The organism is Bacillus sp. FSL K6-1338 (genome assembly GCF_038006965.1).
Lineage (GTDB): Bacteria > Bacillota > Bacilli > Bacillales > Bacillaceae_G > Bacillus_A > Bacillus_A thuringiensis_S.
Genome location: NZ_JBBOWI010000001.1, coordinates 4,505,451 through 4,528,689, shown reverse-complemented (window position 1 = coordinate 4,528,689; position 23,239 = coordinate 4,505,451). Strand labels below are relative to the sequence as shown.

The following is a 23,239-nucleotide window of genomic DNA, read 5'->3' as shown; positions in this document are numbered from 1 at the left end:
ACGATGGTAGAAAAACGAATTCCAATTCAAGTTGCTGAAGCAGTAGAACGGGTAATGAAATATGCGAAGCATGGTGAAGTAGAAGAAATTTCTATTACGGAAAGTTACGGGAGAATTCTCGGGGAAGATGTTGTCTCAGATCATGAAGTTCCTCATTTTGATCGTTCCCCTTACGACGGTTTCGCCATTCGAGCAGAAGATACGAAAGGAGCAACCCAAGAGAATCCAGTTGAATTTGAAGTAATAGGAGAGATCGGGGCGGGTTCTGTTTTTTTAGAAGAAGTAGGAGCTTTTGAAGCGATTCGAATTATGACAGGAGCAGCTATTCCAGAAGATTGCAATGCAGTTGTAATGCTAGAGCTGACAGAAGGATTTGAGAAGAACGGAAAAACATATATGAAGTTAAAACGCCCTTTTAATAACGGTGACAATGTGTCGTTTAAAGGAGAAGATATAAAACAAAATCAAGTTCTCGTTAAGAAAGGTGTGGCAATTAATCCAGGAGTTGCGGCCTTACTAGCAACGTTTGGATATAGCACTGTGAAAGTTATAAAACAGCCTGTTGTCGGTATTGTAACGACAGGGAGTGAATTATTAGAAGTACATGAGCCGTTAGAACCGGGGAAAATTAGAAATAGTAACTCGTATATGATCGCAGCTCAAATTATGAAAGCTGGCGGGAAAGTTCGTTATTATGGTCAACTCGCGGATGAGTTAGATGCATGTTTTACAGCTATTCAATTAGCGATGGATGAGGTCGACATTTTAATTACAACTGGCGGTGTATCGGTAGGAGATTATGACTACTTACCAGCTATTTATGAAAGGTTACAGGCGAATGTACTCTTTAATAAAATAGCCATGAGACCTGGAAGTGTAACGACAGTAGCTGAATTTGATGGGAAGTTACTTTTCGGTTTATCAGGAAATCCGTCTGCTTGTTATGTAGGCTTTGAATTATTTGTGCAACCAATTATAAAAACGTATTTGTATGCGAAGGAACCTCACGTATATAGAGCGGATGCTATTTTACAAAAAGATTTTCCAAAGCCAAATCCATTTACTCGTTTCGTAAGAGCAAACGTAACGATTGTGGACGGGGCGTTACAAGCGATGCCGGTCGGTTTAGATAAATCGAGTGCAGTATCTTCACTTGCAGATGCGAATGCTTTTATTGTGTTACCTGGAGGAACGAGAGGATTTGAGACCGGGATGAAAGTATCTGTATTATTGTTAGAGCACTCTGAGGGATGTGATTGGCCATGGGCAAAGCCACTTCAATCTTACAAATAGTAGGATATCAAAATAGCGGAAAAACAACGCTTGTGGAGAAAATAGTGCATGCATTAGCTGAACGGGAAATGAAGGTTGCTACCATTAAACATCACGGGCACGGAGGTTTTCCAGAAGTAGCGCAAAAAGATAGCGAAAGACACCGTAAAGCTGGTGCTGTCGTAAGTAGTGTAGAAGGTGCTGGATTGCTTTCACTTTCTTCACTAAGAAAGAAATGGTCCTTGCAAGAAATTATTCGCTTATATGAGTTTTTTGAAGTGGATACAATTTTAATAGAGGGCTATAAAAAAGAGAACTACCCGAAAGTAGTGTTACTTCGTTCTGCGGAAGACGTTGAGCTTTTACATAAAGTAGAAAATATAGTAGCGATTATTACGTGGTATGATGCCCCGGCAAATATACGAGAAGAATATAAAGTATTTCATATAACAGAAGAAGAGTTGTACATAGACTGGTTTTTACAAACGGTTAGGAGTGCGAAATGACAAATACATATTATGAAGTAATTAATACAGAAATCTCGATTGAAGAGGTAACGAAGAAAGTGATTCGACGTGAATGCGGTGCTGTTACAACATTTATTGGAACCGTTAGAGAGTTTACGAAAGGGCGTCGTACATTATACTTAGAGTATGTTGCTTATAAGACGATGGCAGAAAAGATGCTAGAGAAAATTGGCCTGGAAGTGAAAGAGAAATGGCCGGATACATATGTTGCGATTACACATCGCATCGGTACGTTGCAAATTTCTGATATAGCGGTTGTTGTTGCTGTTTCAACACCACACCGTAAAGCGGCTTATGAAGCGAACGAATATATTATGGAACGCATAAAACAAATTGTTCCGATTTGGAAAAAGGAGTTTTGGGAAGATGGTGACTCATGGATTGGTGATCAATTAGAAAAAACACCATATCCGGCGGGAGAGCCTGGGAAGGAGCTATAAGTATGATTCGAGTATTGTTATTTGCGCACTTGCAAGAAGAAGCAGGGACAAGTGAATTACAAATAGAGAAAGAAAATATTACAGTTGCAGAGTTAAAAGATGTTGTTGCGAAAGAATATAATGTACCAGTTTCAGAGCCAATTATGGTTGCGATTAATGAAGAATACGCAAATGAAGATGACAGGGTCCAATCTGGTGATGTTGTTGCACTTATACCACCAGTGAGTGGTGGTTAATATTGGATTCATTAAAACGACTTTCCTAAGTAGGGGAAGTCGTTTTTTTATGGCGTTTTTGAGAACACTAACTTATAGGATAAGGAGGACGTTATGAAAAAAATATGTGTAATTATTACAGCGATATGTTCTATCTTTTTCTCTTCTCCAAGCGATTCTTTCGCGAAAGAATCAAGAGAACAGCTTTTAGAGAGTGCGTTATTGAATAGGTACTATTCGGTTATTAGACAAGTGACAGAAGATCAATATGAATGTGATGCAGTTATGAATATAAAGCGTCTCGGCAGGAAAGATGAATTTGTACCTAGATTTGAAGTGACGCTACAATTTCTTACTTTTCAAGGGGCGCATAATCCCCCAAATGACAAAGTTACACTTACTTTGGAGGATTATTTAGATCATATAAAGGTAAAAAATGTGGAGCGAGAAAAGAATGTTTCTAATGATGTTGTAGAAAAGATTTGTGCTCGCAAAAAAGAAAAAATGAAAGCTCATTCTAATGATTGAGAGTGGTAACTTATTCCGCTATTTTGCGGGATGATTAAAGTTTCAATTTATGACATTTTACAGAGAAAGGTAATGGGCGATGGATATATTTTTAGCAATTTTACCAGCTATATTTTGGGGAAGTATTGTGCTATTTAATGTAAAACTGGGCGGGGGACCGTATAGTCAAACGCTCGGAACAACGTTTGGAGCACTTATTTTCTCAATTGTTGTTTATATTTTTATGAAGCCAGTATTAACACCTACCGTTATTGGAGTTGGAGTTGTTTCAGGTTTATTTTGGGCGCTTGGTCAGGCGAATCAATTAAAAAGTATTGATTTAATGGGTGTTTCGAGGACGATGCCAATTTCAACAGGACTTCAATTAGTTGCGACGACTTTATTTGGCGTTATCGTATTTCATGAATGGTCCACGACAATATCGGTCGTCCTTGGGATTTTAGCGCTCGTTTGTATTATTATCGGTGTTATTTTAACATCGCTTCAAAGTGAAGAAGAAAAAAATGCAGAGCAAGCAGCAAACTTTAAAAGAGGTATCGTAATTTTATTAATTTCAACAGTCGGTTATTTAGTTTACGTAGTAGTGATTAGACTATTTAACGTAGATGGTTGGTCAGCTTTGTTGCCACAAGCAGTTGGTATGGTGTTAGGTGGGATTTTGCTTACCTTTAAACATCAGCCATTTAATAAATATGCAATCCGAAATATTATTCCAGGATTAATTTGGGCAGCTGGAAATATGTTTTTATTCATTTCGCAGCCGCGTGTTGGAGTCGCAACAAGTTTCTCGCTATCGCAAATGGGAATTATTATTTCCACGCTTGGTGGGATTCTTATATTAGGTGAAAAGAAAACGAAACGCCAATTAACGGGTATCGTTGTCGGTATCGTTTTTATTATTGCAGCCGGAATTATGTTAGGTATAGCCAAAAGTTAAAGGAGGTATAGAAATGTATAGTGATTTAGCAGGGAAAGTTGTCGTTATTACAGGATCAGCAACTGGTCTCGGAAGAGCGATGGGAGTGAGGTTTGCTAAGGAAAAAGCGAAAGTGGTTATTAATTATCGCTCACGAGAATCAGAAGCAAATGGTGTGTTAGAAGAAATTAAAAAGGTAGGCGGCGAAGCGATTGCTGTAAAAGGTGATGTAACGGTCGAATCAGATGTTGTGAATCTCATTCAATCTGCTGTGAAAGAGTTTGGTACGCTTGACGTTATGATTAATAATGCAGGGATAGAAAACGCGGTACCGTCGCATGAAATGCCGCTTGAAGATTGGAATAGGGTAATTAATACAAATTTAACAGGTGCTTTTTTAGGAAGTCGTGAAGCGATTAAATATTTTGTAGAACATGATATTAAAGGGTCTGTCATTAATATGTCTAGTGTTCATGAGAAAATTCCGTGGCCACTATTTGTGCACTATGCAGCAAGTAAGGGTGGTATTAAACTGATGACAGAAACGTTAGCGCTAGAATATGCGTCAAAAGGTATTCGAGTAAATAATATTGGGCCAGGTGCAATTAATACGCCGATAAATGCAGAAAAATTTGCTGATCCAAAGCAGCGTGCTGACGTAGAAAGTATGATACCGATGGGCTATATTGGAAAACCTGAAGAAATTGCAGCGGTAGCAACTTGGCTTGCTTCTTCAGAGGCGAGTTATGTAACGGGAATTACGCTATTTGCAGATGGTGGAATGACGTTATATCCATCGTTTCAAGCTGGGCGTGGGTAATATGAAAAGGACAAAGAGTTTTATCTCTTTGTCCTTTTTACAAAAAAAATAGCGTTCAGCTATTTTAAATTTAATGATTAATTGTATCTTGAAGAAATTCTGTTGCTTGATGTTCAGTAACATTTTGTACGAGCGCGACTTCGCTAATCATCATTTTTCGGGCATTATCTAGCATTTGTTTTTCGCTCGCATTTAATGTTCTCTCTTTATTACGGCGAAGTAAATCCCGAACCACTTCTGCGCTATCTTGTAAATTGCCATTTTTCATTTTTTCCATATTCATTGTATATCTTTGTTTCCATGAGAGTGATGGGTCTGACTCCCCGTTTTGAAATTCAAGAAGTATATCATCTAACGTACCTCGATCAACGATATAACGAATACCTGATTTTTTTAATTGTTCCATCGGAAGCATTACTTGCATATCTTTACTAATGATGCGTATCACACAATATTGACGTGAAGTACCTAATATTTCTTTCTCTTCAATTGCTTCGATAATTCCTGCACCGTGCATTGGATAAACGATTTTATCACCAATTTGAAACAAATCATCCACCTCCATATGTGGTAACCACTTTTAATGATAGCATACGTATGTAAAAATGTCAAATTTTATATAATAACATAATATTTATATTCGAGTCAATAAGGTAAAGTGCTTTTTTTATGTTTTTTTGGGGATTTTATTTATAGTGATTTTTTTAGAAAAATAGTACAGGTGAAGAAAGAAGGCATATCCACTTATTTTTAAGCATAAAATGTAAAAGCGCTAATACAATATACCTAAATCCGTTCTTTGCAAAGGAGGGAGAGAAGGTGGGGCGCACAATAAAAATTGATATTACAAATAAAGTTGTAGCTAAATTTAGACCAAATTATTTGGAATTATATACGAGTAAATTTATGATAGGTAAGTTTTATGTCTATACTGAAGATAAAAAATATGTGTTAGAAGACGGATATATATATGAGAATGGAAAGTTTTATCGCATCATAGATACGCACCGTGGCAATAATCAAGCGGCGGAGGGCTGCGATCTAGGATGGTGTTAACATGATTCGTGTGAAAGTGTTTGATGAAAGTCACGAAAAAGACTTAGAAGACGCTGTGAATGTTTTTTTGAAAAAGATTGATGATAGCAACTTTGTAGATATTAAGTACCAAGTTGGTGTTTCCATTAACGACGATGAAAACCAAATTTATTGTTTTTCAGCAATGATCGTTTATAAAGCATAAAAAAGAGCTGGCTCATCCAGCTCTTTTTTATGTTTTATGTTGGGACAACATGTGTCGGTAATACGTTCATAATAGATTGGGTTGTGCCTGATTTCTTTGTCGTTAAAAGAGGCTCCCCTGTTTCATGGTTTTGGGCATCTTTACACATACCAAGGTGATAACGATCACCTAAAAATGGATCAATATAAAAACCGTTTTTGAATACTTTATCATTCGGATGTTTTTCATGATGAATATCAGAGCAGTTAATGCAATAGAACATAGCGTTCAACCCCTTTTTATTTTGTTTGAAAAAAGTGAGTCGGTAGTCATTTCGCTCCTAAGGAAATGTTGAGGAGAAGAGAAATAACTACCTACTCAAATGGTGGGCATATTCCTTCTGATTTGTCATATCTCGCGTATTGTCCCTGAGGGAAGGAGGAGAGACGAAGTACGCATGATATAAGTAAGGCACTTCTTTCAATATGAATGATGGAGTTTCATGTTGAGAGAAGTTTTTATTTTGTATTGCCTTTGTGAGTATATTATGAGGAAATGCTAAGAGGGTGTTTGTCCTGTTGAAAAAATGTTGAGAATTTCTCAACAGTAAAAGAATTAGCGTTGACATGAAACCAAAAGGTGTTATATCATCGAAGTACAACCAAAAGGTGTTATGTTATAACGCGGAGTAAAGGAGAATGAAAATGGAACAACAAAATACATTAAATGATATTAAACAAACAATCGTTTTTAACGCGTCTATTCAAAAGGTATGGAGTGTAGTATCAACTGCAGAAGGGATTGCGTCATGGTTTATGCCAAATGATTTTGTATTAGAGGTAGGACATGAATTTCATGTGCAATCACCATTTGGGCCATCACCATGTAAAGTGTTAGAAATTGATGAGCCAAACCATTTATCTTTCTCATGGGATACAGATGGCTGGATTGTTTCATTTAATTTGAAAGACTTAGGAGATAACAAAACAGAATTTACGTTAATTCACGGCGGCTGGAAACATCCTGATGAAATTCTTCCGAAAGCAAATGCGAAGAGCTCTATTATTCGCGATAGAATGAGCGGTGGTTGGGTAGCGATTGTAAATGAAAAACTGAAAAAGGTTGTCGAAGGCTAAGTGTCCTCGTCAGCAGCGAAATATGATGTATTTCAAGCAATTGCTGATCCAACCCGCCGAGAAGTAATACGGTTATTAAGTGACAAAGAGTTACCGATTTCCAAAATAACGGATCATTTCCCGATGAGTCGTACTGCGGTTGTAAAGCACCTTCATATTCTTTCGGAAGCGAATTTAGTAAGTGGAAGAAAAAGCGGAAGAGAGAAGATATATCGTTTGCATCCAGAACCATTAGAAGAATTACAACAGTGGCTCTCGTATTATGAGCGTTTTTGGGATAATAAATTATCCATGCTGAAACATATTGTGGAGAATGAAGAGTAGATGTTATGTAAAAAGGATGACCAAAATGGTCATCCTTTTTATTGTTGCTCACTTGTTTGTGTAGCTGGCTTTAATAAAATCCAAGCGATAATTAATGTACATACTGCTAATACGAAAGTGCTCATATAAATGACGTGTACGCTTGATGCTAATGCGGATTGTGATTCGGTTACTACGTTTGCTGTAGTACCGCCATGTCCACCAGATACAAGATCAAGATTTTTAATACCACGTGCGTGAATCATCGTATTGAAGATTGTACCGAATATTGCAGCACCTAACGTTTGACTAAATGTATTAATAAATGTGTTTAAACCAACAGCTGTTCCGCGTGTATGAGCTGGGACTGCTGCTTGAATTGTTACCATATAAATCGGTGTCACAAGCCCCATTCCTAAGCCGAATAATCCAACTGCTACATAAATAAGGAACGATGGTGAATTGGTTGATAGTGTAAATAATAAGAACGTAGCGACTGATAAAATGCTAGCCCCAAGTAAAATGATTTGTTTCGTTTTTAATTTGCCTACTAAGTTACCAGAGAAAATAGCGCCAAATGTCCACATAACAGGGATTGGCATTAAAATAAGTCCAGCTTCTGTAGCGTTTTTTCCTAATACACCTTGGCTCCAGATTGGTAGGTACATTGTAATACTAATAATCATTGCGCCAGCAATAAGAGTTAATATATTTATCGTAGATAATGTACGGTTAGAGAAAAGTGTTAAAGGAATTAATGGTTCCGGAGATTTTTTCTCGATGAACAAGAAAATAATGAATGAAATAGCGGCAAAGATTAATAGGCCGATAATTGTCATGTCTCCCCAGTTTTGCTTACTGCTACCTGTTAATAATGCATATAGTAGAGCGATTGTACTTAATGAAAAAACTGTTGCACCAAGATAATCGATATGGTGTTTAGCGGGCTTAATAGATTCTTTGTAGTAAATTGCAATCATTAAGCAAGCGATAATTCCAAATGGAACGTTTAAGAAGAAAATATAGCGCCAAGAAAGGGAATCAACTAAAAATCCACCTACTAACGGTCCGATAACACCGGATACACCCCAAACGGCACTCATCCAACCTTGTGCTTTCGCGCGGTCTTTCGCTTCGCTATATAAGTCTCCAATTATCGTCATTGTGATTGGCATAACAGCACCAGCACCGATACCTTGAAGAGCGCGGAAGAAAATTAATTGTTCCATCGATGTAACGACTCCGCAAAGTGCAGAACCGACTAAAAAGATTGTAGCTCCGATCAGTAAAACTTTTTTACGGCCGAATAAATCAGCGAGCTTTCCGTATATTGGAGTCGAAACAGCTGTTGCAAGCATATAAATTGCATATACCCAACTAACAAGTTCGACGCCTGACAAATCACTCGTTATACGAGGGATTGCTGTACTAACAATCGTTCCTTCTACCGCAGAAAGAAACGTCATTAACATTAAAGACATCATGACTTTTTTTCTCATTTGTTTTCCCCTTACCCTTTTTTAAATATTCAACAATATAAAATATAAAGGTACTAAGGTATATAAAGCAACAAAAAAGCAATGGAAAGTTACATGGAGCAGATGTTTGTCGCTTCTTGTCGGTAAGTCGATATATTTGAGAAATCGCCGATATAAGTTGTAGAATCGCCGATAATGATTTCATGGCAATATTAAAAAAGAAACAGGAATCCCTGTTTCTTTTTTAATATTGCATTTTCGCGTTTTCTCCAGCTGTCGTTCCAGCAATTCTACCAGTAACGAGGGCTGATGTAATATTATAGCCACCAGTATAACCGTGGATATCAAGAACTTCTCCGCAGAAATATAAGCCGTTCGTGAATTTAGAAGACATTTCTTTCGGATTAATTTCTTTCACGGATACACCTCCGCCAGTAACGAATGCTTTTTCAATTGACTGCGTACCATTTACATTCACAGTAAACTCTTTAAAGTCTTTCACAAGTGCACGAATCTTTTCGTGAGAAACTTGTCCAGCTTGTTCACTACCGTCAATTTCATTTTTTTCTAATAAGAATAGGAAGTAACGTTCAGGGACATAACCTTTTAAAACGTTTTTAATTCCTTTTTTCGGATCTTCTTTCATTTGTTTCAGCATGCGCTGAAATAGTTGCTCACTATTTTCCTCTGGCAATGCATCAATACTCATTTGTATTGTGTTCGTTTTAAACTTTTTCAGTGCTTTCACGACGAATTGACTACAGCGAAGAGCAGCAGGACCAGATAGGCCGAAATGAGTGAAGAGCATGTCCATTTTGTGAGAAATGATAGCTTTTCCTTTCGGGTTTAATACGCTTAAGTTTATATCACGTAAAGCAAGACCTTGTAATGAGCGATCACGTATAAACGGCTCGTTTGACAGGATAGGTACTTCTGTTGGGAATAATTCTGTAATTGTATGACCTGCTTTTTCAGCCCAAGCGTATCCGTCTCCAGTGGAACCAGTTTGAGGAACGGATTTTCCGCCAACAGCGATAACGACATGATTTGTTTCTAACACTTCGCCTGTTTGCAGTACAACTGCCTTCGTTTGACCATTTTCATATTCAATCGTTTCAACAGGCGTATTTGTACGGATTTTTACACCTAAGTCTTTTAATCGTGTTAAAAGTGCATCTACAACAGATTGCGCTTTGTTTGACACGGGGAACATGCGACCGTGGTCTTCTTCTTTCAATTTAACACCAAGATTTTCGAAGAATGTAATAATATCTTCATTATTAAAAAGAGAAAAAGCGCTGTATAAGAAGCGACCGTTTCCTGGTATATGTTTAACAATTTCATCAAGTGGTAGACGGTTCGTTACGTTACAGCGTCCGCCACCAGAAATCGCAAGTTTACGCCCAAGTTTATTTCCTTTATCAAGAAGCAGGACATTTGCGCCTTCTTCTGCAGCACCAATTGCAGCCATTAGCCCAGAAGGACCGCCGCCGATGACAATAACATCATAATGCATAATATATCGACCTCATTTTCTACATTTCCTGCCTAAAAGAATAGCATGTTTTCCGTTAAAAGAAAAATAGAGTGAAGTACTGCTTAATGAGAGAATTGTGGTACAATACAAAAGTTAGAGTTCAGCACTATCCTGCTATTTGTAGGCGATAAGACTAAAACCTCAAGATTTAGGAGAAGTAAATAGGGAGTCTGTTAGCCTGTAAATGCTCGAATGGTTCAACTAATAATCAGTGGAGAAGAACACCCCACTGATTAAAGTTTCATTTTATGTAGATGTAGGAGGATTTTTGTATGTCCGATTCGAAATTTCTGCGCGGAACGCTTATTGTTACGCTAGGGACATTTTTAGTAAAGTTCTTAGGCATGATTTACGTCTTCCCGTTTCATGCATTAGTAGGTACAGAAGGCGGAACGCTCTATACATATGGATACATTCCATATACGATCTTTTTAAGTATTGCAACGGCAGGTGTGCCGCTTGCTGTTTCAAAATTTGTTTCCAAATATAATGCGCTTGGCGATTATAAAACGAGCCGGAGAATGTTCCGCTCGGGAATGGTTATGATGATAGTAACAGGAGTTCTTTCGTTCCTAGTACTGTACATGACGGCACCGTTGTTTGCAGAAGCGATGCTTGGTAAACAAAGTATACACAATAATGTAGGAGAAGTTACGACGATCATTCGTCTTGTAAGTTTCGCACTTATTGTTGTACCAGCAGCGAGTTTAATTCGTGGTTATTTCCAAGGTCACCAGTCTATGGGACCAACTACCGTTTCACAAATTATTGAACAAATTATTCGTATCGTCTTTTTATTAGCAGGTAGTTTTATCGTTATTAAAGTACTTGGCGGTACAGTTGCAACAGCAGTTGGAGTAGCGACATTTGCTGCGTTCGTTTCAGCGGTTGGAGCACTCGGTGTGTTAATTTGGTACTGGTTAAAACGTAAAAAATATTTGGATCAATATTTAATTGAACAAACTGTACCAGAATCAACAGTAAGTACTGTTCAATTGTTTAAAGAGTTATTCGCATATGCGATTCCTTACGTTGTAATTGGGTTAACAATTCCTTTATATCAACAAATTGATACATTGACATTTAACTCAATTATGCAGGCGATTGGTCAAGGTGATATCGCAGAGCGAGCGCTGGGTATTTTCACAATGTGGACGCATAAGTTAATTATGATTCCTGTATCACTTGCAACAGCGTTTAGTTTAACGCTTGTACCAGCAATTACAAAATCATTTACTGAAAAACAATACCGCTATTTGAAATTACAAATTACACAAACATTCCAGGCAAATATGTTTTTAACATTGCCAGCAGTTATCGGTATTTCAACACTTGCATATCCAATTTACACGGCTTTCTATGACTCAGATCCATTAGGTGGACAAGTATTAATGTGGTATGCACCAGTTGCATTGTTATTTGCTTTATTTACAGTAACAGCGGCAATTCTTCAAGGGATTAATCAGCAAAAGCATGCAATTGTCGCGCTTATTATGGGTGTTATTTTGAAATTTGTATGTAACGTAATCTTTATTCGTTATTTCGGTACAGTAGGAGCAATTCTAGCGACCGCAGTTGGTTTCTTAGCTTCTGTTTGGTATACAAATCGACAAATTAAAAAATACGCACACTATTCATTCGGTGTTGTATATAAAAGAACATTCCAAATTGCAGTACTGACACTTATAATGGTCGTTGCTGTAAAACTATCACAATGGCTTCTATCCTTCATGATTTCGCCTGATGGCCGTATTGGTGCTCTTATAACAGTTGCGATTTGTGCAGGTATTGGTGGTCTTGTTTACGGATTGTTAGCAATTCGCACAGGAGTACTTGAAAGAGTATTTGGCGGAGAAGCATTAGATAAAATTCAACGTAAACTTGGTAGTAGATTTAAAATAAAGTTGAAATCAAGAGGGGCGTAATTACGTCCCCTTTTCTATGATAAATAAAGAAGGTGAAAAGCGTGAGATTAGATAAATTATTAGCGAATATGGGATATGGAAGTAGAAAAGAAGTAAAGAAATTATTGAAAGATGGCGTTGTGAAAATTGATGGAACGCCAGTAAAAGATGCGAAAGTTCATGTAAATGTAGAAGAGCAAGAAGTTATGATTCACGGTGAAGTTGTGGAATACAAAGAGTTTGTTTACTTAATGATGCATAAACCACAAGGTGTTATTTCAGCGACGGAAGATGATAATCATGAAACGGTAATAGATTTATTAGAATTAGAAGATGCAATCTTTGATCCGTTCCCAGTTGGACGACTTGATATCGATACGGAAGGTTTCTTATTGATAACAAATGATGGGAAGTTATCACATCAATTATTATCTCCGAAAAAGCATGTGCCGAAAAAATATTATGCACACGTTGCAGGAGTAGTAACAGAAGAGGATGTAAAAGAGTTTGCTAAAGGTGTTATCTTAGACGATGGCTATGAAACAAAACCAGGTACGCTTACAATATTGAAAAGCGATGATATTTCCGAAATTGAGCTTGTGATTACAGAAGGGAAATTCCATCAAGTGAAGCGTATGTTTGAAGCGGTAGGGAAAAAAGTAGTCTACCTAAAGAGAACGGAGATGGGTCCGTTAGTATTAGATGAAGAACTAGAACTTGGACAATACCGAGAGCTAACAGATGAAGAAGTAGAAATGTTAAAAACATATCAAGTAGATACCGAAAAGTAGTACCTTTATAGGTACAGAAAAAACCCCTTTCTAATAGTTAGAAAGGGGTATGTATTTATTTACATACAATTATTTTTTGTTATGAGGTCATTCTCACTTTCTTTCCTGTTGTTGTCCACTTACCGCGGCAAGGGCTATACACGAGTTCATTAAACTGCAACACATTTAGATCACGTTGTATCGTTCGCGGTGTGATCCCGAACTCATCTACAAGGTCTTTCGTCGTTACCGTTCCGTTTTCATTGATGTACATATAAATTGATTTAATGCGTGTTAGCATACGAGTAGTTGTAGGTTTCAAGAGAAAACCACTCCTCTACTAGTTTTTTTGACCCCATTCAGGAAAGAAGGTCGTTACTACCATTGTACTCTACATGATAAAATTCATGCTTTAATCTACTTAAATTTTACAAAAGTTTAACAAAAATTCATATAGAAAAATATTGGTAGTTGACATTGTATATATGGTCAGTCAACTAACACATAAAATTCTACGTAAAACGCCAAATTCCTGCAAATTTTTTTGAAAAAATAAAAGAAAAACTAATAAGAAATGTCTGAAATATTACAATTGTTCGGTATTTAGTTTTCGTGTATGGCATAAGGGATTTCGGTTTGCTATGATGAAAGAGATAATATAGTGAAGGATGGATGCGTGATGTCAGCGATTAATTGGACAGAAGAAGTTGCAAAACGAAAAGATGATTTAATTCGTGATACACAACAATTTTTACAAATTAAAAGTGTATGGGAAGAAGAATCGGCGAAAGAGGGCGCACCATTCGGTGAAGGGGTAGAAAAAGCGCTATCTTTCATGTTACATAAAGGAGAAGCTGAAGGTTTTGCTTCTAAAAATTTAGAAGGATATGCAGGTCATCTTGAAATGGGACAAGGAGAAGAATTAGTAGGTATTCTTTGTCACGTTGATGTTGTACCAGAAGGAGATGGCTGGACGACTCCCGCATATAGTGCGGATATTCGCGATGGAAAGATTTTTGCACGTGGTGCAATTGACGATAAAGGCCCAACGATGGCAGCATATTATGCGATGAAAATTGTGAAAGAATTAGGCTTACCTCTTTCAAAACGTGTTCGTATGATTATAGGAACAGATGAAGAAAGCAATTGGAAATGTGTAGATCACTACTTTAAAAACGAAGAAATGCCAACAATCGGTTTTGCACCAGATGCAGATTTTCCAATTATTAATGCAGAAAAAGGAATTTCTGATATACAAGTTGTGCAAAATGGTAGTGAAGAGAAAAAAGGTACATATGAACTTGTTTCATTTGATTCAGGGCGACGTTTAAATATGGTTCCTGATTTTGCAGAAGCGGTTATTACAGGAGAAGATGTAAATGCACTTACAGTAGCATATGAAGAGTATTTACAAACTGCTAAAAAAATAGGGGAATCGACTATAGAAGGTAATACAGTGACGTTGCAAATAAAAGGAATTTCAGCGCACGGATCTACTCCTGAAAAAGGAGAAAATGCAGGTTTATTATTAGCAAACTTCTTGACTACAGTTTCACTTGATGGAAAAGCAACTGCATTTGCGACATTTGCAACAGAAACATTTACTGGTGATATTTTGGGTGAAAAAGCTACTATTGCTTATAAAGATGAAATTAGCGGTCCGTTAACAGTGAATGTTGGTCGCCTTTCTTATACGAAAGAAAACGGTGGTAACTTAGGGCTAAACGTACGTTACCCAGTTACAACTAACTTTGAAGAAACAATTGCGAAGTTGAAAGAGTATGTTGGTACGCATGGATTTGAAGTAGCTGACTATTCTAATTCACGCCCGCATCACGTTGATAAAGACCACGTATTAATTCGTACGTTACAACGTGTATATGAAGAACAAACAGGTGAAAAAGCAGAACTATTAGCAATTGGCGGAGGTACTTATGCTCGTTCATTAAAAGCTGGTGTGGCATTTGGACCGCTATTCCCTGGAAAGGAAGAACTTGCGCATCAAAAAGATGAGTACATTGAAATTGAAGACTTATTAAAAGCAACAGCAATTTATGCGCAAGCAATTCATGAATTAGCGAAGTAAAGTGAAACTTTAATCGCCGATATATGAATAATGACCGCTCTCTACTTTAGAGGGCGGCTTCTTTTTAATTGAATGAGATAAGAAAGAAAAGCAACAATAGAAAGAAGGAGACGGTGTACATGGATAGGCATTATTTTGTCGCAATTACGTTACCAAATCATATAAAAGAAGTGCTGTCTAACTATAAAGAGGATACGAATGAGAAATTACCATTTCGCTCGTGGGTACATAAGGAAGATTATCATATTACCCTTTCCTTTTTAGGAGGTGCGACAGAAGAACAGTTAAAAGGGATAAAGAATGGATTACAAACACTTATAAAAACAAAAGAACTATCGTTCACGTTACAAGGTTTTTCAACGTTTGGTAGGGAAGATCAGCCCCGTATTCTTTGGGCGAAGGTAAGTGAGAATCATGATTTGTTTCAGTTACAAAAGCAAGTACATGCCATTTGTGAAGAAAATGGTTTTTCTCTAGAAACACGCCCGTATCATCCACATATTACTGTTGCTCGTAAATGGATAGGAGAAGAAAAGTTTCATTTAGAAAGTATAAAAGAAGTGCCTGAAATATCATTTCAAGCAGATACAATTACTTTATACGAATCCCACGTGAAAGAAACCCCGAAGTATAAATCGATTGCTGAAATAAAATTACAAAAATAGAATGTTGAAAACGTTTTTTATGCAGGTGAATATACTATAGAGAAGAATGGAGTTACTGTATAGAGTCTTGTTGATAAGAAAAGCCTTATCATTTGCAGCTCATTTTATCTCGCCTGATTGGTGAAGGCTAATAATAAGTGAGGATGGGAAAATTTTCTCGCTCATTAAAGTTTCACTTTATTTTAACTTTGAGAATGATGGTGATTTTTTTATGTTGAAAGTAAAACGTCCATTTGATGCCTATTTAGATGAAATGAATAAAATTACAATTTTGCTCCCACATGCGTATGGAACAAGTCGGACATTTCGTTTGCAAGAAGGAAGTAATGTGAAAGATTTACCGATTGCTCATACTATTGCACTTCCAGATGCAACGAAGTATGAGTGCTTTATAGAAGAGCCGCTAGATGTGGGGAAGTATTATACAGTACGAGATGAACGGAATGAAGAAACGGATTTACAAATAGGTGCTGTTATTCGAACAACAATTTTCGATGAAAAGTATTATTACGAAGGTACAGATTTAGGTGCTGTGTATCAAAAAGAAGAAACGACATTTAAAGTATGGGCTCCAACCGCAAGGCTTGCGAAAGTAAGAATTTATAAGAGTGATAAAGAATATACCGATCATGAAATGTACAGAGAAGAAAACGGAGTTTGGATTCAAACATTACAAGGGGATTTAGACGGAGCATGCTATACATTTCTTGTTTGTATTAATTTAATATGGAACGAAGCTGTGGATCCTTATGCAAAGTCGGTGACGGTAAACGGCAAACACGGTGTTGTTATCGATTTAGAAAAAACGAGTGTAACAAGACGAGAGGGATTACCACCATTACAATCAATGACAGATGCCATATTGTATGAACTGCATATTCGTGATGCGACTATACATCAAAATAGTGGAGTGAGTCAAAAGGGAACATATAAAGGATTGATGGAAGAGGGAACAACGGGACGGAACGGGACGTTAACAGGGTTGTCTCATATAAAAGATTTAGGTGTTACACATGTTGAACTATTACCTTTATATTGTTTCGGTGGTGTAGATGAGGCGAATCCTTCGTCCGCCTATAATTGGGGGTATAATCCATTATATTACAATGCACCAACAGGATTTTATGCTACAAATCCCTCTGATCCGTATAACAGGATAGTTGAGTGCAAACAACTAATTGAAACATTTCATGAACAAGGTATTAGGGTGATCATAGATGTTGTATATAATCATGTTTATGAAAGAGAGCTATCATCATTTGAAAAGCTTGTTCCAGGCTATTATTTTCGTCATGGTGAAGATGGTATGCCTTCTAATGGGACGGGAGTCGGAAATGATATAGCGTCTGAACGGAAAATGATGAGGAAATTCATTGTAGAGTCTATTTTATATTGGCTTACTGAATACAATGTCGATGGATTCCGATTCGACTTAATGGGAATTTTAGATGTTGATACAATGAATGTGATAGAAAAAGAAGTACGAAACATAAAACGAGATGCTTTATTATTAGGAGAAGGATGGGATTTACAAACACCACTTCCTGCCAAAGAAAAAGCAACGTTAAATAATGCGAAGAACATGCCGCATATTGCGCAGTTTAATGATCAATTTCGTGATGGGATAAAAGGGAGTACATTTCATATAAACAAGCGTGGTTTTGCATTTGGTGGGTCTGTAGACTGTAATCATTTGCAGTATATTGCAGCAGGAAGTCTTTTAAGTATGAAAGAAACAGGGCTGTTTCTAGAGCCGGCGCAAAGCATTAATTATGTAGAATGTCATGATAATATGACGATGTGGGATAAACTAGTGCGCAGTAATGAAGAATCAGAAGCGATTTTGAAAAAACGTCACCTGCTAGCGAGCGCAATGGTTATTCTTTCACAAGGCATTCCTTTCTTACATGCAGGACAAGAGTTTTATCGTACGAAGAAAGGAAATGAAAATAGTTATAATGCAAATGATGAGATCAATCAATTAGATTGGGATCAAAAAGAGAAAGAGATAGAGACTGTTAACTATATAAAAGGTTTAATTGCGATTCGTAAAGAGCATGGGGCATTCCGATTACAAAACGCAGACCTTATAAAAAAACATATGACTTTTTTACAAACATCTACAGAAGTACTTGCATACCACCTGCAAAATGTAAAATCGTTTGGACCGTGGAAAGAGATTGTCGTTTTATTTAATAGCGGTTTAGAAGCTAAAACGGTGCAACTTCCGAAAGAAGAAACGTGGCATGTGTTAGTAAACGAAAACGAAGCGAAAATAGATCCAATTTCTTCATTTAGAGGAAAGGAACTTAGGCTCGCTCCAATTAGCACGTATATATTGACGATAATGTGACAAATCGCTACTTGACGATGAGAATGTAATAAATGTAGAATTGACAAAGGTGACGATTTTGATAAGTTGTCATTCTATGACAGGTTTTGTAAAATAAAATAGAGGATTTTTGGCCTAGGCTAATTTTTCTTTTCATTTACAGTAAAATATATGAATCCACAACATGTGTAGAAATGTTGCGGTTTTTCTTTTCATAACTATAAAAGATAAGGATTTGTTAACGGGTAATGAATATGGAATGGTTGGAACAATTATTAGGAAAAGAGTGGAGTCTTGTACCGGCTGGTGGAGTAACGGGCGATGCATATATTGCGCAAAACGGACAACAGAAGTTATTTTTAAAGCGGAATACATCGCCCTTTTTAGCGGTATTGTCAGCAGAAGGAATTGTTCCAAAATTACTTTGGACAAGAAGGGTAACGAATGGTGATGTAATTTCTGCTCAAAAATGGCTTCCGGGACAGAAGCTAGAGCCAGAGGATATGAAACTAGAACGTGTTGCGAAACTTTTGAAGAAAATACACTCCTCTAAAGCGCTTGTACAGATGATTCAAAGACTTGGGAAGCAGCCGCTTCACGCACAAGAGTTATTACAACAACTGCAACTCGTTTTAAGAGGAGATATAAGGGATGATGCAACAATTCAGCAAGGCCTTCAATATTTAATGGGTTCATTAAAAGCTATTGAATACAATGAATTTGTTGTATGCCATTGTGATGTAAACCATAACAATTGGATATTGTCGGATGAAGATGAGTTGTTTTTAATTGATTGGGATGGAGCTGTAATTGCTGACCCGGCTCTAGACCTTGGTATGTTATTATATTGGTACATTCCGCGCCAGGAGTGGAGTGAGTGGCTCGGTTTTTATGATATTGAAATGGATGAATCGCTGCTTAGGCGTATGAGATGGTATGTGATAGCACAAACGATTTTGTCTATTCAATGGCATACAACAAAAAAACAGCAAGCAGAAGCTGAATATTGGCATCAATATTTACAGCAACTACTTGCTTCAGAATAATACTTAAGAAAAATTGTCCATTCCAGCAATCCACTGAGTAAGTTGTTCTTGATTATTGGAAATATGGTTGTCCAAATTAGAGGAAGATTTACCCGATTGACTATAAGAATATACATCGTTTAGCATTGTTTTAGCGTCACTACTTATATTATCGTTTGCGAGTAACGATTGAATGAGGCGCTCTAATTGCTCGCATTCTGAAACTGTCCCGCAGCAATCACTTTGGTGGTTGACTAAAATATCTTTCAGCACTTCTAATTGATGTTGTTGATTAATTGGCATGAACGGATCATCCTTTCGATTGTTTTTCTCTTCAAATGTAAGAGAAAAAGCTGTTTCGTCATGGAATGTTTAATGCTGTATGTAGTTTTTATCAAAATGGTACATCTTATACTTGAAAGAAACGGACCGAGTGCTCGTACGTACTTGGTTTTTTGTTTGGTAGATTAATTAAAAAAAGAAAGAAGGAATTATTCCTTTAAAATAGTTTTGTAAAGAGAGGGAGACATCTATGCGTTTAAGACATAAACCATATGCAATGGATCGAATTAACGAGTATTCACATATCGTAATCGGAAACCCAGAGGAGCGCGCTGGTAACTGGAAAGAAGTATTTGGAAATGAACAACCAATTCATATTGAAGTAGGTACAGGTCGTGGCCGCTTTATGTATGATATGGCAAAAGCGAATCCACATATTAATTATATTGGAATTGAAAAATTCACAAGTGTTGTTGTAGATGCACTTGATAAATTAATTGAAGAAGAAGTGCCGAACTTAAAGTTAATTAATAAAGATGCTGAAGATTTAACAGTTTTCTTTGCAAAAGGTGAGATTGATCGCGTTTATTTAAACTTCTCAGATCCATGGCCAAAGAAGCGTCATACGAAGCGTCGTTTAACGTATAAAACGTTTTTACGTAATTATGAAGAAGTGTTAGTAGAAGGCGGAGAAATTCATTTTAAAACAGATAACCAAGGTTTATTTGAATATTCTCTTATGAGTATGGCTGAGTATGGTATGTTACTAACGTACTTAAGCTTAGATCTTCATAACAGCGACTTTGAAGGTAACATCATGACTGAATACGAAGAGAAATTCTCTAGTAAGGGTCATCGTATTTACCGAGTTGAAGCAAAATATCGTACAGAGCCTATGCAGTAATGCATAGGTTTTTTTATGCCTAAAATAATCAGAATTTTATGTTAAGATTAATTAAAAGGGGGATGTGTAATGGAACAGTTACAAATTGGAGATATAAAAGTAACGTGGTTAAAAGGCGGAAATACACATTTAGATGGAGGCGCAATGTTTGGTGTTGTGCCGAAAGTACTTTGGTCACGTAAATATAAACATAATGACACAAATCATATTTACTTACGAACAGATCCGTTACTTTTACAAACGAAAGATGGAAATATGCTCATTGATTCAGGAATAGGAAACGGTAAGTTGAATGAGAAGATGAAACGAAATCAAGGTGTAACAGAAGAATCATCGGTTTATGAATCGTTAGAAAAACAGGGATTAAAGCCTGAAGATATTCAATATGTTTTAATGACACACCTTCATTTTGATCATGCATCTGGTCTAACAAAATGGGAAGATGATCACCTTGTACCGGCATTTCCAAATGCGAAAGTTTACGTAAGTGAAACAGAGTGGAATGAAATGAGGAATCCAAACATTAGATCACGTAATACATATTGGAAGGAAAATTGGGAGCCAATTGTAGATCAAGTTGTTACGTTCCAGCAAGAAATAGAAATTACAGATGAAATCAAGATGACGCATACCGGTGGTCATAGCGATGGACATGCAGTTATCGCTTTGGAGAGTCAAGGAGAAACGATGCTACATTTAGCAGACCTATTGCCGACACACGCGCATCAAAATGTATTATGGGTAATGGCATACGATGATTATCCGATGACTTCGATTGAAAATAAGCAAAAGTGGATGAAGTATGGTGCTGAAAAAGAGGCGTGGTTTACGTTTTATCATGACGCATATTATCGTGCTGTGAAGTGGAATGAGGAAGGACATATTGTAGAAAAAATAGAACGGAAAACGAGTATAGAAGCTTAAAAAGAGGAGATTGTTCCATCATATTTGTTGGAGCAGCTTCTTTTTTATTATCGGATTTTGTCGGTAAGTCGATATATTCGGAAAATCGCTGATATAATTTTAATCAATACCCACAATTTCAAAAAAATAAGAGGTTCACCTAATGGGAACCCTCCTTTTTATGCTGCTATAACTTCTAAAACAGTACCTGTTTTAGCATCAACTAAAAATTCAAATCGTTCTTGTATATCATCTAACATTGTTGTAAGACCGCCGCGATAAACTTCATATGCGACATCATATTTTTCAAATGTCTCTGGAACCATATGTACCCAAGAGCCAGTAATTTCACCTTTATGACTTAATGCTTGTTTCACCATTTTCAATGCTTTTTCTGAAGAAATATGGGATTGTTCTTGTACTTTGTTTGCAACGAGATAACCAGCTGCGAACCCAACGCCAAGACCTGCTACTAAACCTTTCCAACTCATATATTCACCTCAATTCTATAAAATAAAAATAGTGTACCAATAATAATTATAAAGCAAATACAGTTAAAAAAGAAGAAACTAGAAACATTTCGAAAATTTCGTTACAATAAAAGAGGTATTCTACTAAGGTTTGAAAGAAGGGGACTTCGTGAATAAAGAGACATTACAATTATTTCGTACGTTAACAGAATTACAGGGGGCATCAGGTTTTGAACATGATGTACGCCGTTTTATGAAACAAGAATTAAGCAAATATGCGGATGAAATTGTACAAGACGGTTTAGGTAGCGTATTTGGTCTGAAAAAAGGGGACGAAACTGGCCCGCGTGTTCTTGTAGCAGGTCATATGGATGAAGTAGGTTTCATGGTTACGCAAATTACGAAAAACGGAATGCTTCGTTTTCAAACGTTAGGCGGCTGGTGGAGCCAAGTTTTATTAGCACAGCGTGTACAAGTTATGACGAAGAATGGTCCTGTTATTGGGGTTGTTGGTTCTATTCCTCCTCATTTATTAAGTGACGCGCAACGTGCAAAACCGATGGATATAAAAAATATGTTAATTGATATAGGTGCAGATAGTTATGAAGATGCGATTGAAATTGGTGTAAAACCAGGACAACAAATCGTGCCGATTTGCCCATTCACACCGATGGCAAATGAGAAGAAAATTATGGCGAAAGCTTGGGACAATCGTTACGGATGTGGTCTTGCAATCGAATTGTTAAAAGAATTAAAAGATGAAACATTACCAAATACATTATATTCTGGTGCTACTGTACAAGAAGAAGTAGGCCTTCGCGGAGCGCAAACAGCTGCAAATATGATTCAACCAGACATTTTCTATGCGCTTGATGCAAGTCCAGCAAACGATGCATCTGGTGACAAAACGCAGTTCGGTCAATTAGGAAAAGGTGCTCTTCTTCGTATTTACGATCGCACGATGGTAACACATAGAGGAATGCGCGAATTCATTTTAGATACAGCAGAAACAAACAATATTCCGTACCAATACTTTATTTCACAAGGTGGTACAGATGCGGGCCGTGTACATACAAGTAACTCTGGTATCCCATCAGCAGTAATTGGTGTTTGTGCACGCTACATTCATACACATGCTTCAATTTTACATGTTGATGATTATGCAGCGGCGAAAGAATTAATTACGAAGCTTGTAAGAACAACAGATAAAACGACGTTAGAGACAATTAAGAATAACGCGTAGAGAAGAAGGGCGAAAAACCCTTCTTTTTTTAGGTTGAATAGATGACCCAGCGATGATTGGGAGCGGTCAGTGCTTAATTGGTGTTCGAATGATGTATGAAGACTCCAAGTAGGAAGTGAGAGGAAGGCTGTTTTTGTTTTCGAAGACGGTAATGTTGCTAGAAAAAACCTTCTTTTTTAGGCTGAATAGATGACTTGGTGATATGTGGTAGTGGTTGATACTTAATTCGTATCTGATGCGGATATTAGAATAGAATGATGAATT

27 protein-coding genes are annotated in these 23,239 nt (G+C 37.0%); 20 read left to right on the top strand and 7 right to left on the bottom strand.

Annotation, left to right across the window (positions count from 1 at the left end; translation table 11 throughout):
- The first annotated feature begins 3 nt into the window (after nt 1-3).
- From NZ044_RS23250 to NZ044_RS23220, 7 genes are all read left to right on the top strand, one after another.
- Complete coding sequence (locus NZ044_RS23250) at nt 4-1,293, top strand: molybdopterin molybdotransferase MoeA (protein WP_000229704.1); 1,290 nt, start codon at nt 4-6, stop codon at nt 1,291-1,293.
- Nucleotides 1,257-1,778, top strand: coding sequence for a molybdopterin-guanine dinucleotide biosynthesis protein B (mobB, locus tag NZ044_RS23245; RefSeq protein WP_002081993.1), 522 nt, complete (start codon nt 1,257-1,259; stop codon nt 1,776-1,778). Before NZ044_RS23250 ends, mobB begins: the two co-directional genes overlap by 37 nt.
- Nucleotides 1,775-2,239 (top strand): molybdopterin synthase catalytic subunit MoaE, encoded by a 465-nt coding sequence (moaE, locus tag NZ044_RS23240; RefSeq protein WP_000185947.1) that lies wholly within the window; start codon nt 1,775-1,777, stop codon nt 2,237-2,239. The genes mobB and moaE overlap by 4 nt, the downstream gene beginning before the upstream one ends.
- A 2-nt stretch (nt 2,240-2,241) precedes the next feature.
- Complete coding sequence (gene moaD / locus NZ044_RS23235; protein WP_000621773.1) at nt 2,242-2,475, top strand: molybdopterin converting factor subunit 1; 234 nt, start codon at nt 2,242-2,244, stop codon at nt 2,473-2,475.
- Between the two features lie 93 nt (nt 2,476-2,568).
- Nucleotides 2,569-2,982, top strand: coding sequence for a DUF3888 domain-containing protein (locus tag NZ044_RS23230; RefSeq protein WP_086390943.1), 414 nt, complete (start codon nt 2,569-2,571; stop codon nt 2,980-2,982).
- A 79-nt stretch (nt 2,983-3,061) separates the two neighbouring features.
- On the top strand, nt 3,062-3,919 hold the full coding sequence (glcU, locus tag NZ044_RS23225; RefSeq protein ID WP_000350863.1) for a glucose uptake protein GlcU: 858 nt from the start codon (nt 3,062-3,064) through the stop codon (nt 3,917-3,919).
- A gap of 13 nt (nt 3,920-3,932) precedes the next feature.
- A complete protein-coding gene (locus tag NZ044_RS23220; RefSeq protein WP_000286680.1) occupies nt 3,933-4,718 on the top strand; it encodes a glucose 1-dehydrogenase in 786 nt (261 codons plus the stop codon).
- A 70-nt stretch (nt 4,719-4,788) separates the two neighbouring features.
- On the opposite strand, the gene NZ044_RS23215 is transcribed toward NZ044_RS23220, so the two are convergent.
- The gene (locus NZ044_RS23215) at nt 4,789-5,283 is read right to left on the bottom strand and encodes a CarD family transcriptional regulator (RefSeq protein ID WP_000451446.1); all 495 of its coding nucleotides are present in this window, start codon (nt 5,281-5,283) and stop codon (nt 4,789-4,791) included.
- A gap of 254 nt (nt 5,284-5,537) precedes the next feature.
- On the opposite strand from NZ044_RS23215, the gene NZ044_RS23210 reads away from it, so the two are divergent.
- Nucleotides 5,538-5,774, top strand: a complete 237-nt coding sequence (locus NZ044_RS23210; RefSeq protein WP_000533804.1) for a DUF2553 family protein — start codon at nt 5,538-5,540, stop codon at nt 5,772-5,774.
- Between the two features lies 1 nt (nt 5,775).
- Nucleotides 5,776-5,958 carry a sporulation protein Cse60 gene (locus NZ044_RS23205; protein WP_000621751.1) on the top strand — a complete coding sequence of 61 codons (183 nt, stop codon included), beginning with the start codon at nt 5,776-5,778 and terminating at the stop codon, nt 5,956-5,958.
- 34 nt (nt 5,959-5,992) lie between these two features.
- Here NZ044_RS23205 and NZ044_RS23200 read toward each other — a convergent pair whose 3' ends face one another.
- A complete protein-coding gene (locus NZ044_RS23200; protein WP_000498990.1) occupies nt 5,993-6,220 on the bottom strand; it encodes a DUF3973 domain-containing protein in 228 nt (75 codons plus the stop codon).
- A 421-nt stretch (nt 6,221-6,641) separates the two neighbouring features.
- Here NZ044_RS23200 and NZ044_RS23195 point away from each other — a divergent pair, with 421 nt between their 5' ends.
- Together NZ044_RS23195 and NZ044_RS23190 are read left to right on the top strand one after the other, a co-directional pair.
- Nucleotides 6,642-7,073 (top strand): SRPBCC family protein, encoded by a 432-nt coding sequence (locus NZ044_RS23195; RefSeq protein ID WP_000437764.1) that lies wholly within the window; start codon nt 6,642-6,644, stop codon nt 7,071-7,073.
- On the top strand, nt 7,074-7,397 hold the full coding sequence (locus tag NZ044_RS23190; protein ID WP_000098837.1) for an ArsR/SmtB family transcription factor: 324 nt from the start codon (nt 7,074-7,076) through the stop codon (nt 7,395-7,397).
- A gap of 38 nt (nt 7,398-7,435) precedes the next feature.
- Here the strand turns inward: NZ044_RS23190 and NZ044_RS23185 are convergent, their stop codons facing one another.
- Entirely contained in the window at nt 7,436-8,875 is a 1,440-nt protein-coding gene (locus tag NZ044_RS23185) for an MDR family MFS transporter (protein ID WP_001228024.1), read from the bottom strand.
- A gap of 223 nt (nt 8,876-9,098) precedes the next feature.
- A complete protein-coding gene (locus NZ044_RS23180; protein WP_000558871.1) occupies nt 9,099-10,370 on the bottom strand; it encodes a BaiN/RdsA family NAD(P)/FAD-dependent oxidoreductase in 1,272 nt (423 codons plus the stop codon).
- A gap of 293 nt (nt 10,371-10,663) precedes the next feature.
- Here NZ044_RS23180 and NZ044_RS23175 point away from each other — a divergent pair, with 293 nt between their 5' ends.
- Both NZ044_RS23175 and NZ044_RS23170 read left to right on the top strand, forming a co-directional pair.
- Nucleotides 10,664-12,316 carry a putative polysaccharide biosynthesis protein gene (locus tag NZ044_RS23175; RefSeq protein WP_001284026.1) on the top strand — a complete coding sequence of 551 codons (1,653 nt, stop codon included), beginning with the start codon at nt 10,664-10,666 and terminating at the stop codon, nt 12,314-12,316.
- Nucleotides 12,317-12,357: 41 nt separating this feature from the next.
- Entirely contained in the window at nt 12,358-13,086 is a 729-nt protein-coding gene (locus NZ044_RS23170; protein WP_001234949.1) for a pseudouridine synthase, read from the top strand.
- Between the two features lie 79 nt (nt 13,087-13,165).
- On the opposite strand, the gene NZ044_RS23165 is transcribed toward NZ044_RS23170, so the two are convergent.
- On the bottom strand, nt 13,166-13,387 hold the full coding sequence (locus NZ044_RS23165) for a DeoR family transcriptional regulator (protein WP_000805512.1): 222 nt from the start codon (nt 13,385-13,387) through the stop codon (nt 13,166-13,168).
- A 357-nt stretch (nt 13,388-13,744) separates the two neighbouring features.
- Between NZ044_RS23165 and pepV the strand changes: the two genes are divergently transcribed.
- The 4 genes from pepV (at nt 13,745) to NZ044_RS23145 (ending at nt 19,194) form a co-directional block, all read left to right on the top strand.
- Nucleotides 13,745-15,151 carry a dipeptidase PepV gene (gene pepV / locus NZ044_RS23160; RefSeq protein WP_001274235.1) on the top strand — a complete coding sequence of 469 codons (1,407 nt, stop codon included), beginning with the start codon at nt 13,745-13,747 and terminating at the stop codon, nt 15,149-15,151.
- A gap of 119 nt (nt 15,152-15,270) precedes the next feature.
- A complete protein-coding gene (thpR, locus tag NZ044_RS23155; RefSeq protein WP_000373845.1) occupies nt 15,271-15,816 on the top strand; it encodes an RNA 2',3'-cyclic phosphodiesterase in 546 nt (181 codons plus the stop codon).
- Nucleotides 15,817-16,027: 211 nt separating this feature from the next.
- A complete protein-coding gene (pulA, locus tag NZ044_RS23150; protein WP_000921762.1) occupies nt 16,028-18,169 on the top strand; it encodes a type I pullulanase in 2,142 nt (713 codons plus the stop codon).
- Between the two features lie 227 nt (nt 18,170-18,396).
- Nucleotides 18,397-19,194: a phosphotransferase family protein gene (locus NZ044_RS23145; RefSeq protein ID WP_002162466.1), complete on the top strand. Its 798-nt coding sequence runs from the start codon at nt 18,397-18,399 to the stop codon at nt 19,192-19,194.
- 3 nt (nt 19,195-19,197) lie between these two features.
- Here NZ044_RS23145 and NZ044_RS23140 read toward each other — a convergent pair whose 3' ends face one another.
- Nucleotides 19,198-19,476 carry a YtzH-like family protein gene (locus NZ044_RS23140; RefSeq protein ID WP_001122235.1) on the bottom strand — a complete coding sequence of 93 codons (279 nt, stop codon included), beginning with the start codon at nt 19,474-19,476 and terminating at the stop codon, nt 19,198-19,200.
- A gap of 229 nt (nt 19,477-19,705) precedes the next feature.
- Here NZ044_RS23140 and trmB point away from each other — a divergent pair, with 229 nt between their 5' ends.
- Both trmB and NZ044_RS23130 read left to right on the top strand, forming a co-directional pair.
- Nucleotides 19,706-20,359 (top strand): tRNA (guanosine(46)-N7)-methyltransferase TrmB, encoded by a 654-nt coding sequence (gene trmB, locus NZ044_RS23135; RefSeq protein WP_001239383.1) that lies wholly within the window; start codon nt 19,706-19,708, stop codon nt 20,357-20,359.
- A 69-nt stretch (nt 20,360-20,428) separates the two neighbouring features.
- Nucleotides 20,429-21,283, top strand: a complete 855-nt coding sequence (locus NZ044_RS23130) for a YtnP family quorum-quenching lactonase (RefSeq protein WP_000436873.1) — start codon at nt 20,429-20,431, stop codon at nt 21,281-21,283.
- Between the two features lie 158 nt (nt 21,284-21,441).
- Here the strand turns inward: NZ044_RS23130 and NZ044_RS23125 are convergent, their stop codons facing one another.
- On the bottom strand, nt 21,442-21,753 hold the full coding sequence (locus NZ044_RS23125; protein WP_000118541.1) for a PepSY domain-containing protein: 312 nt from the start codon (nt 21,751-21,753) through the stop codon (nt 21,442-21,444).
- A 148-nt stretch (nt 21,754-21,901) separates the two neighbouring features.
- Between NZ044_RS23125 and NZ044_RS23120 the strand changes: the two genes are divergently transcribed.
- On the top strand, nt 21,902-22,975 hold the full coding sequence (locus NZ044_RS23120; RefSeq protein ID WP_001031517.1) for a M42 family metallopeptidase: 1,074 nt from the start codon (nt 21,902-21,904) through the stop codon (nt 22,973-22,975).
- The last annotated feature ends 264 nt before the right edge of the window (nt 22,976-23,239 follow it).

What these genes read in the sequence shown, in the direction of transcription:
- NZ044_RS23130 (WP_000436873.1), top strand. Translation starts at nt 20,429, where the DNA reads ATGGAACAGTTACAAATTGGAGATATAAAAGTAACGTGGTTAAAAGGC.
- NZ044_RS23175 (WP_001284026.1), top strand. Translation starts at nt 10,664, where the DNA reads ATGTCCGATTCGAAATTTCTGCGCGGAACGCTTATTGTTACGCTAGGG.
- NZ044_RS23140 (WP_001122235.1), bottom strand. Translation starts at nt 19,476, where the DNA reads ATGCCAATTAATCAACAACATCAATTAGAAGTGCTGAAAGATATTTTA.
- NZ044_RS23230 (WP_086390943.1), top strand. Translation starts at nt 2,569, where the DNA reads ATGAAAAAAATATGTGTAATTATTACAGCGATATGTTCTATCTTTTTC.
- pulA (WP_000921762.1), top strand. Translation starts at nt 16,028, where the DNA reads ATGTTGAAAGTAAAACGTCCATTTGATGCCTATTTAGATGAAATGAAT.
- NZ044_RS23180 (WP_000558871.1), bottom strand. Translation starts at nt 10,370, where the DNA reads ATGCATTATGATGTTATTGTCATCGGCGGCGGTCCTTCTGGGCTAATG.
- NZ044_RS23200 (WP_000498990.1), bottom strand. Translation starts at nt 6,220, where the DNA reads ATGTTCTATTGCATTAACTGCTCTGATATTCATCATGAAAAACATCCG.
- NZ044_RS23145 (WP_002162466.1), top strand. Translation starts at nt 18,397, where the DNA reads ATGAATATGGAATGGTTGGAACAATTATTAGGAAAAGAGTGGAGTCTT.
- NZ044_RS23215 (WP_000451446.1), bottom strand. Translation starts at nt 5,283, where the DNA reads ATGGAGGTGGATGATTTGTTTCAAATTGGTGATAAAATCGTTTATCCA.
- NZ044_RS23220 (WP_000286680.1), top strand. Translation starts at nt 3,933, where the DNA reads ATGTATAGTGATTTAGCAGGGAAAGTTGTCGTTATTACAGGATCAGCA.
- NZ044_RS23205 (WP_000621751.1), top strand. Translation starts at nt 5,776, where the DNA reads ATGATTCGTGTGAAAGTGTTTGATGAAAGTCACGAAAAAGACTTAGAA.
- NZ044_RS23250 (WP_000229704.1), top strand. Translation starts at nt 4, where the DNA reads ATGGTAGAAAAACGAATTCCAATTCAAGTTGCTGAAGCAGTAGAACGG.
- thpR (WP_000373845.1), top strand. Translation starts at nt 15,271, where the DNA reads ATGGATAGGCATTATTTTGTCGCAATTACGTTACCAAATCATATAAAA.
- pepV (WP_001274235.1), top strand. Translation starts at nt 13,745, where the DNA reads ATGTCAGCGATTAATTGGACAGAAGAAGTTGCAAAACGAAAAGATGAT.
- moaD (WP_000621773.1), top strand. Translation starts at nt 2,242, where the DNA reads ATGATTCGAGTATTGTTATTTGCGCACTTGCAAGAAGAAGCAGGGACA.
- trmB (WP_001239383.1), top strand. Translation starts at nt 19,706, where the DNA reads ATGCGTTTAAGACATAAACCATATGCAATGGATCGAATTAACGAGTAT.
- NZ044_RS23185 (WP_001228024.1), bottom strand. Translation starts at nt 8,875, where the DNA reads ATGAGAAAAAAAGTCATGATGTCTTTAATGTTAATGACGTTTCTTTCT.
- moaE (WP_000185947.1), top strand. Translation starts at nt 1,775, where the DNA reads ATGACAAATACATATTATGAAGTAATTAATACAGAAATCTCGATTGAA.
- NZ044_RS23195 (WP_000437764.1), top strand. Translation starts at nt 6,642, where the DNA reads ATGGAACAACAAAATACATTAAATGATATTAAACAAACAATCGTTTTT.
- NZ044_RS23125 (WP_000118541.1), bottom strand. Translation starts at nt 21,753, where the DNA reads ATGAGTTGGAAAGGTTTAGTAGCAGGTCTTGGCGTTGGGTTCGCAGCT.
- glcU (WP_000350863.1), top strand. Translation starts at nt 3,062, where the DNA reads ATGGATATATTTTTAGCAATTTTACCAGCTATATTTTGGGGAAGTATT.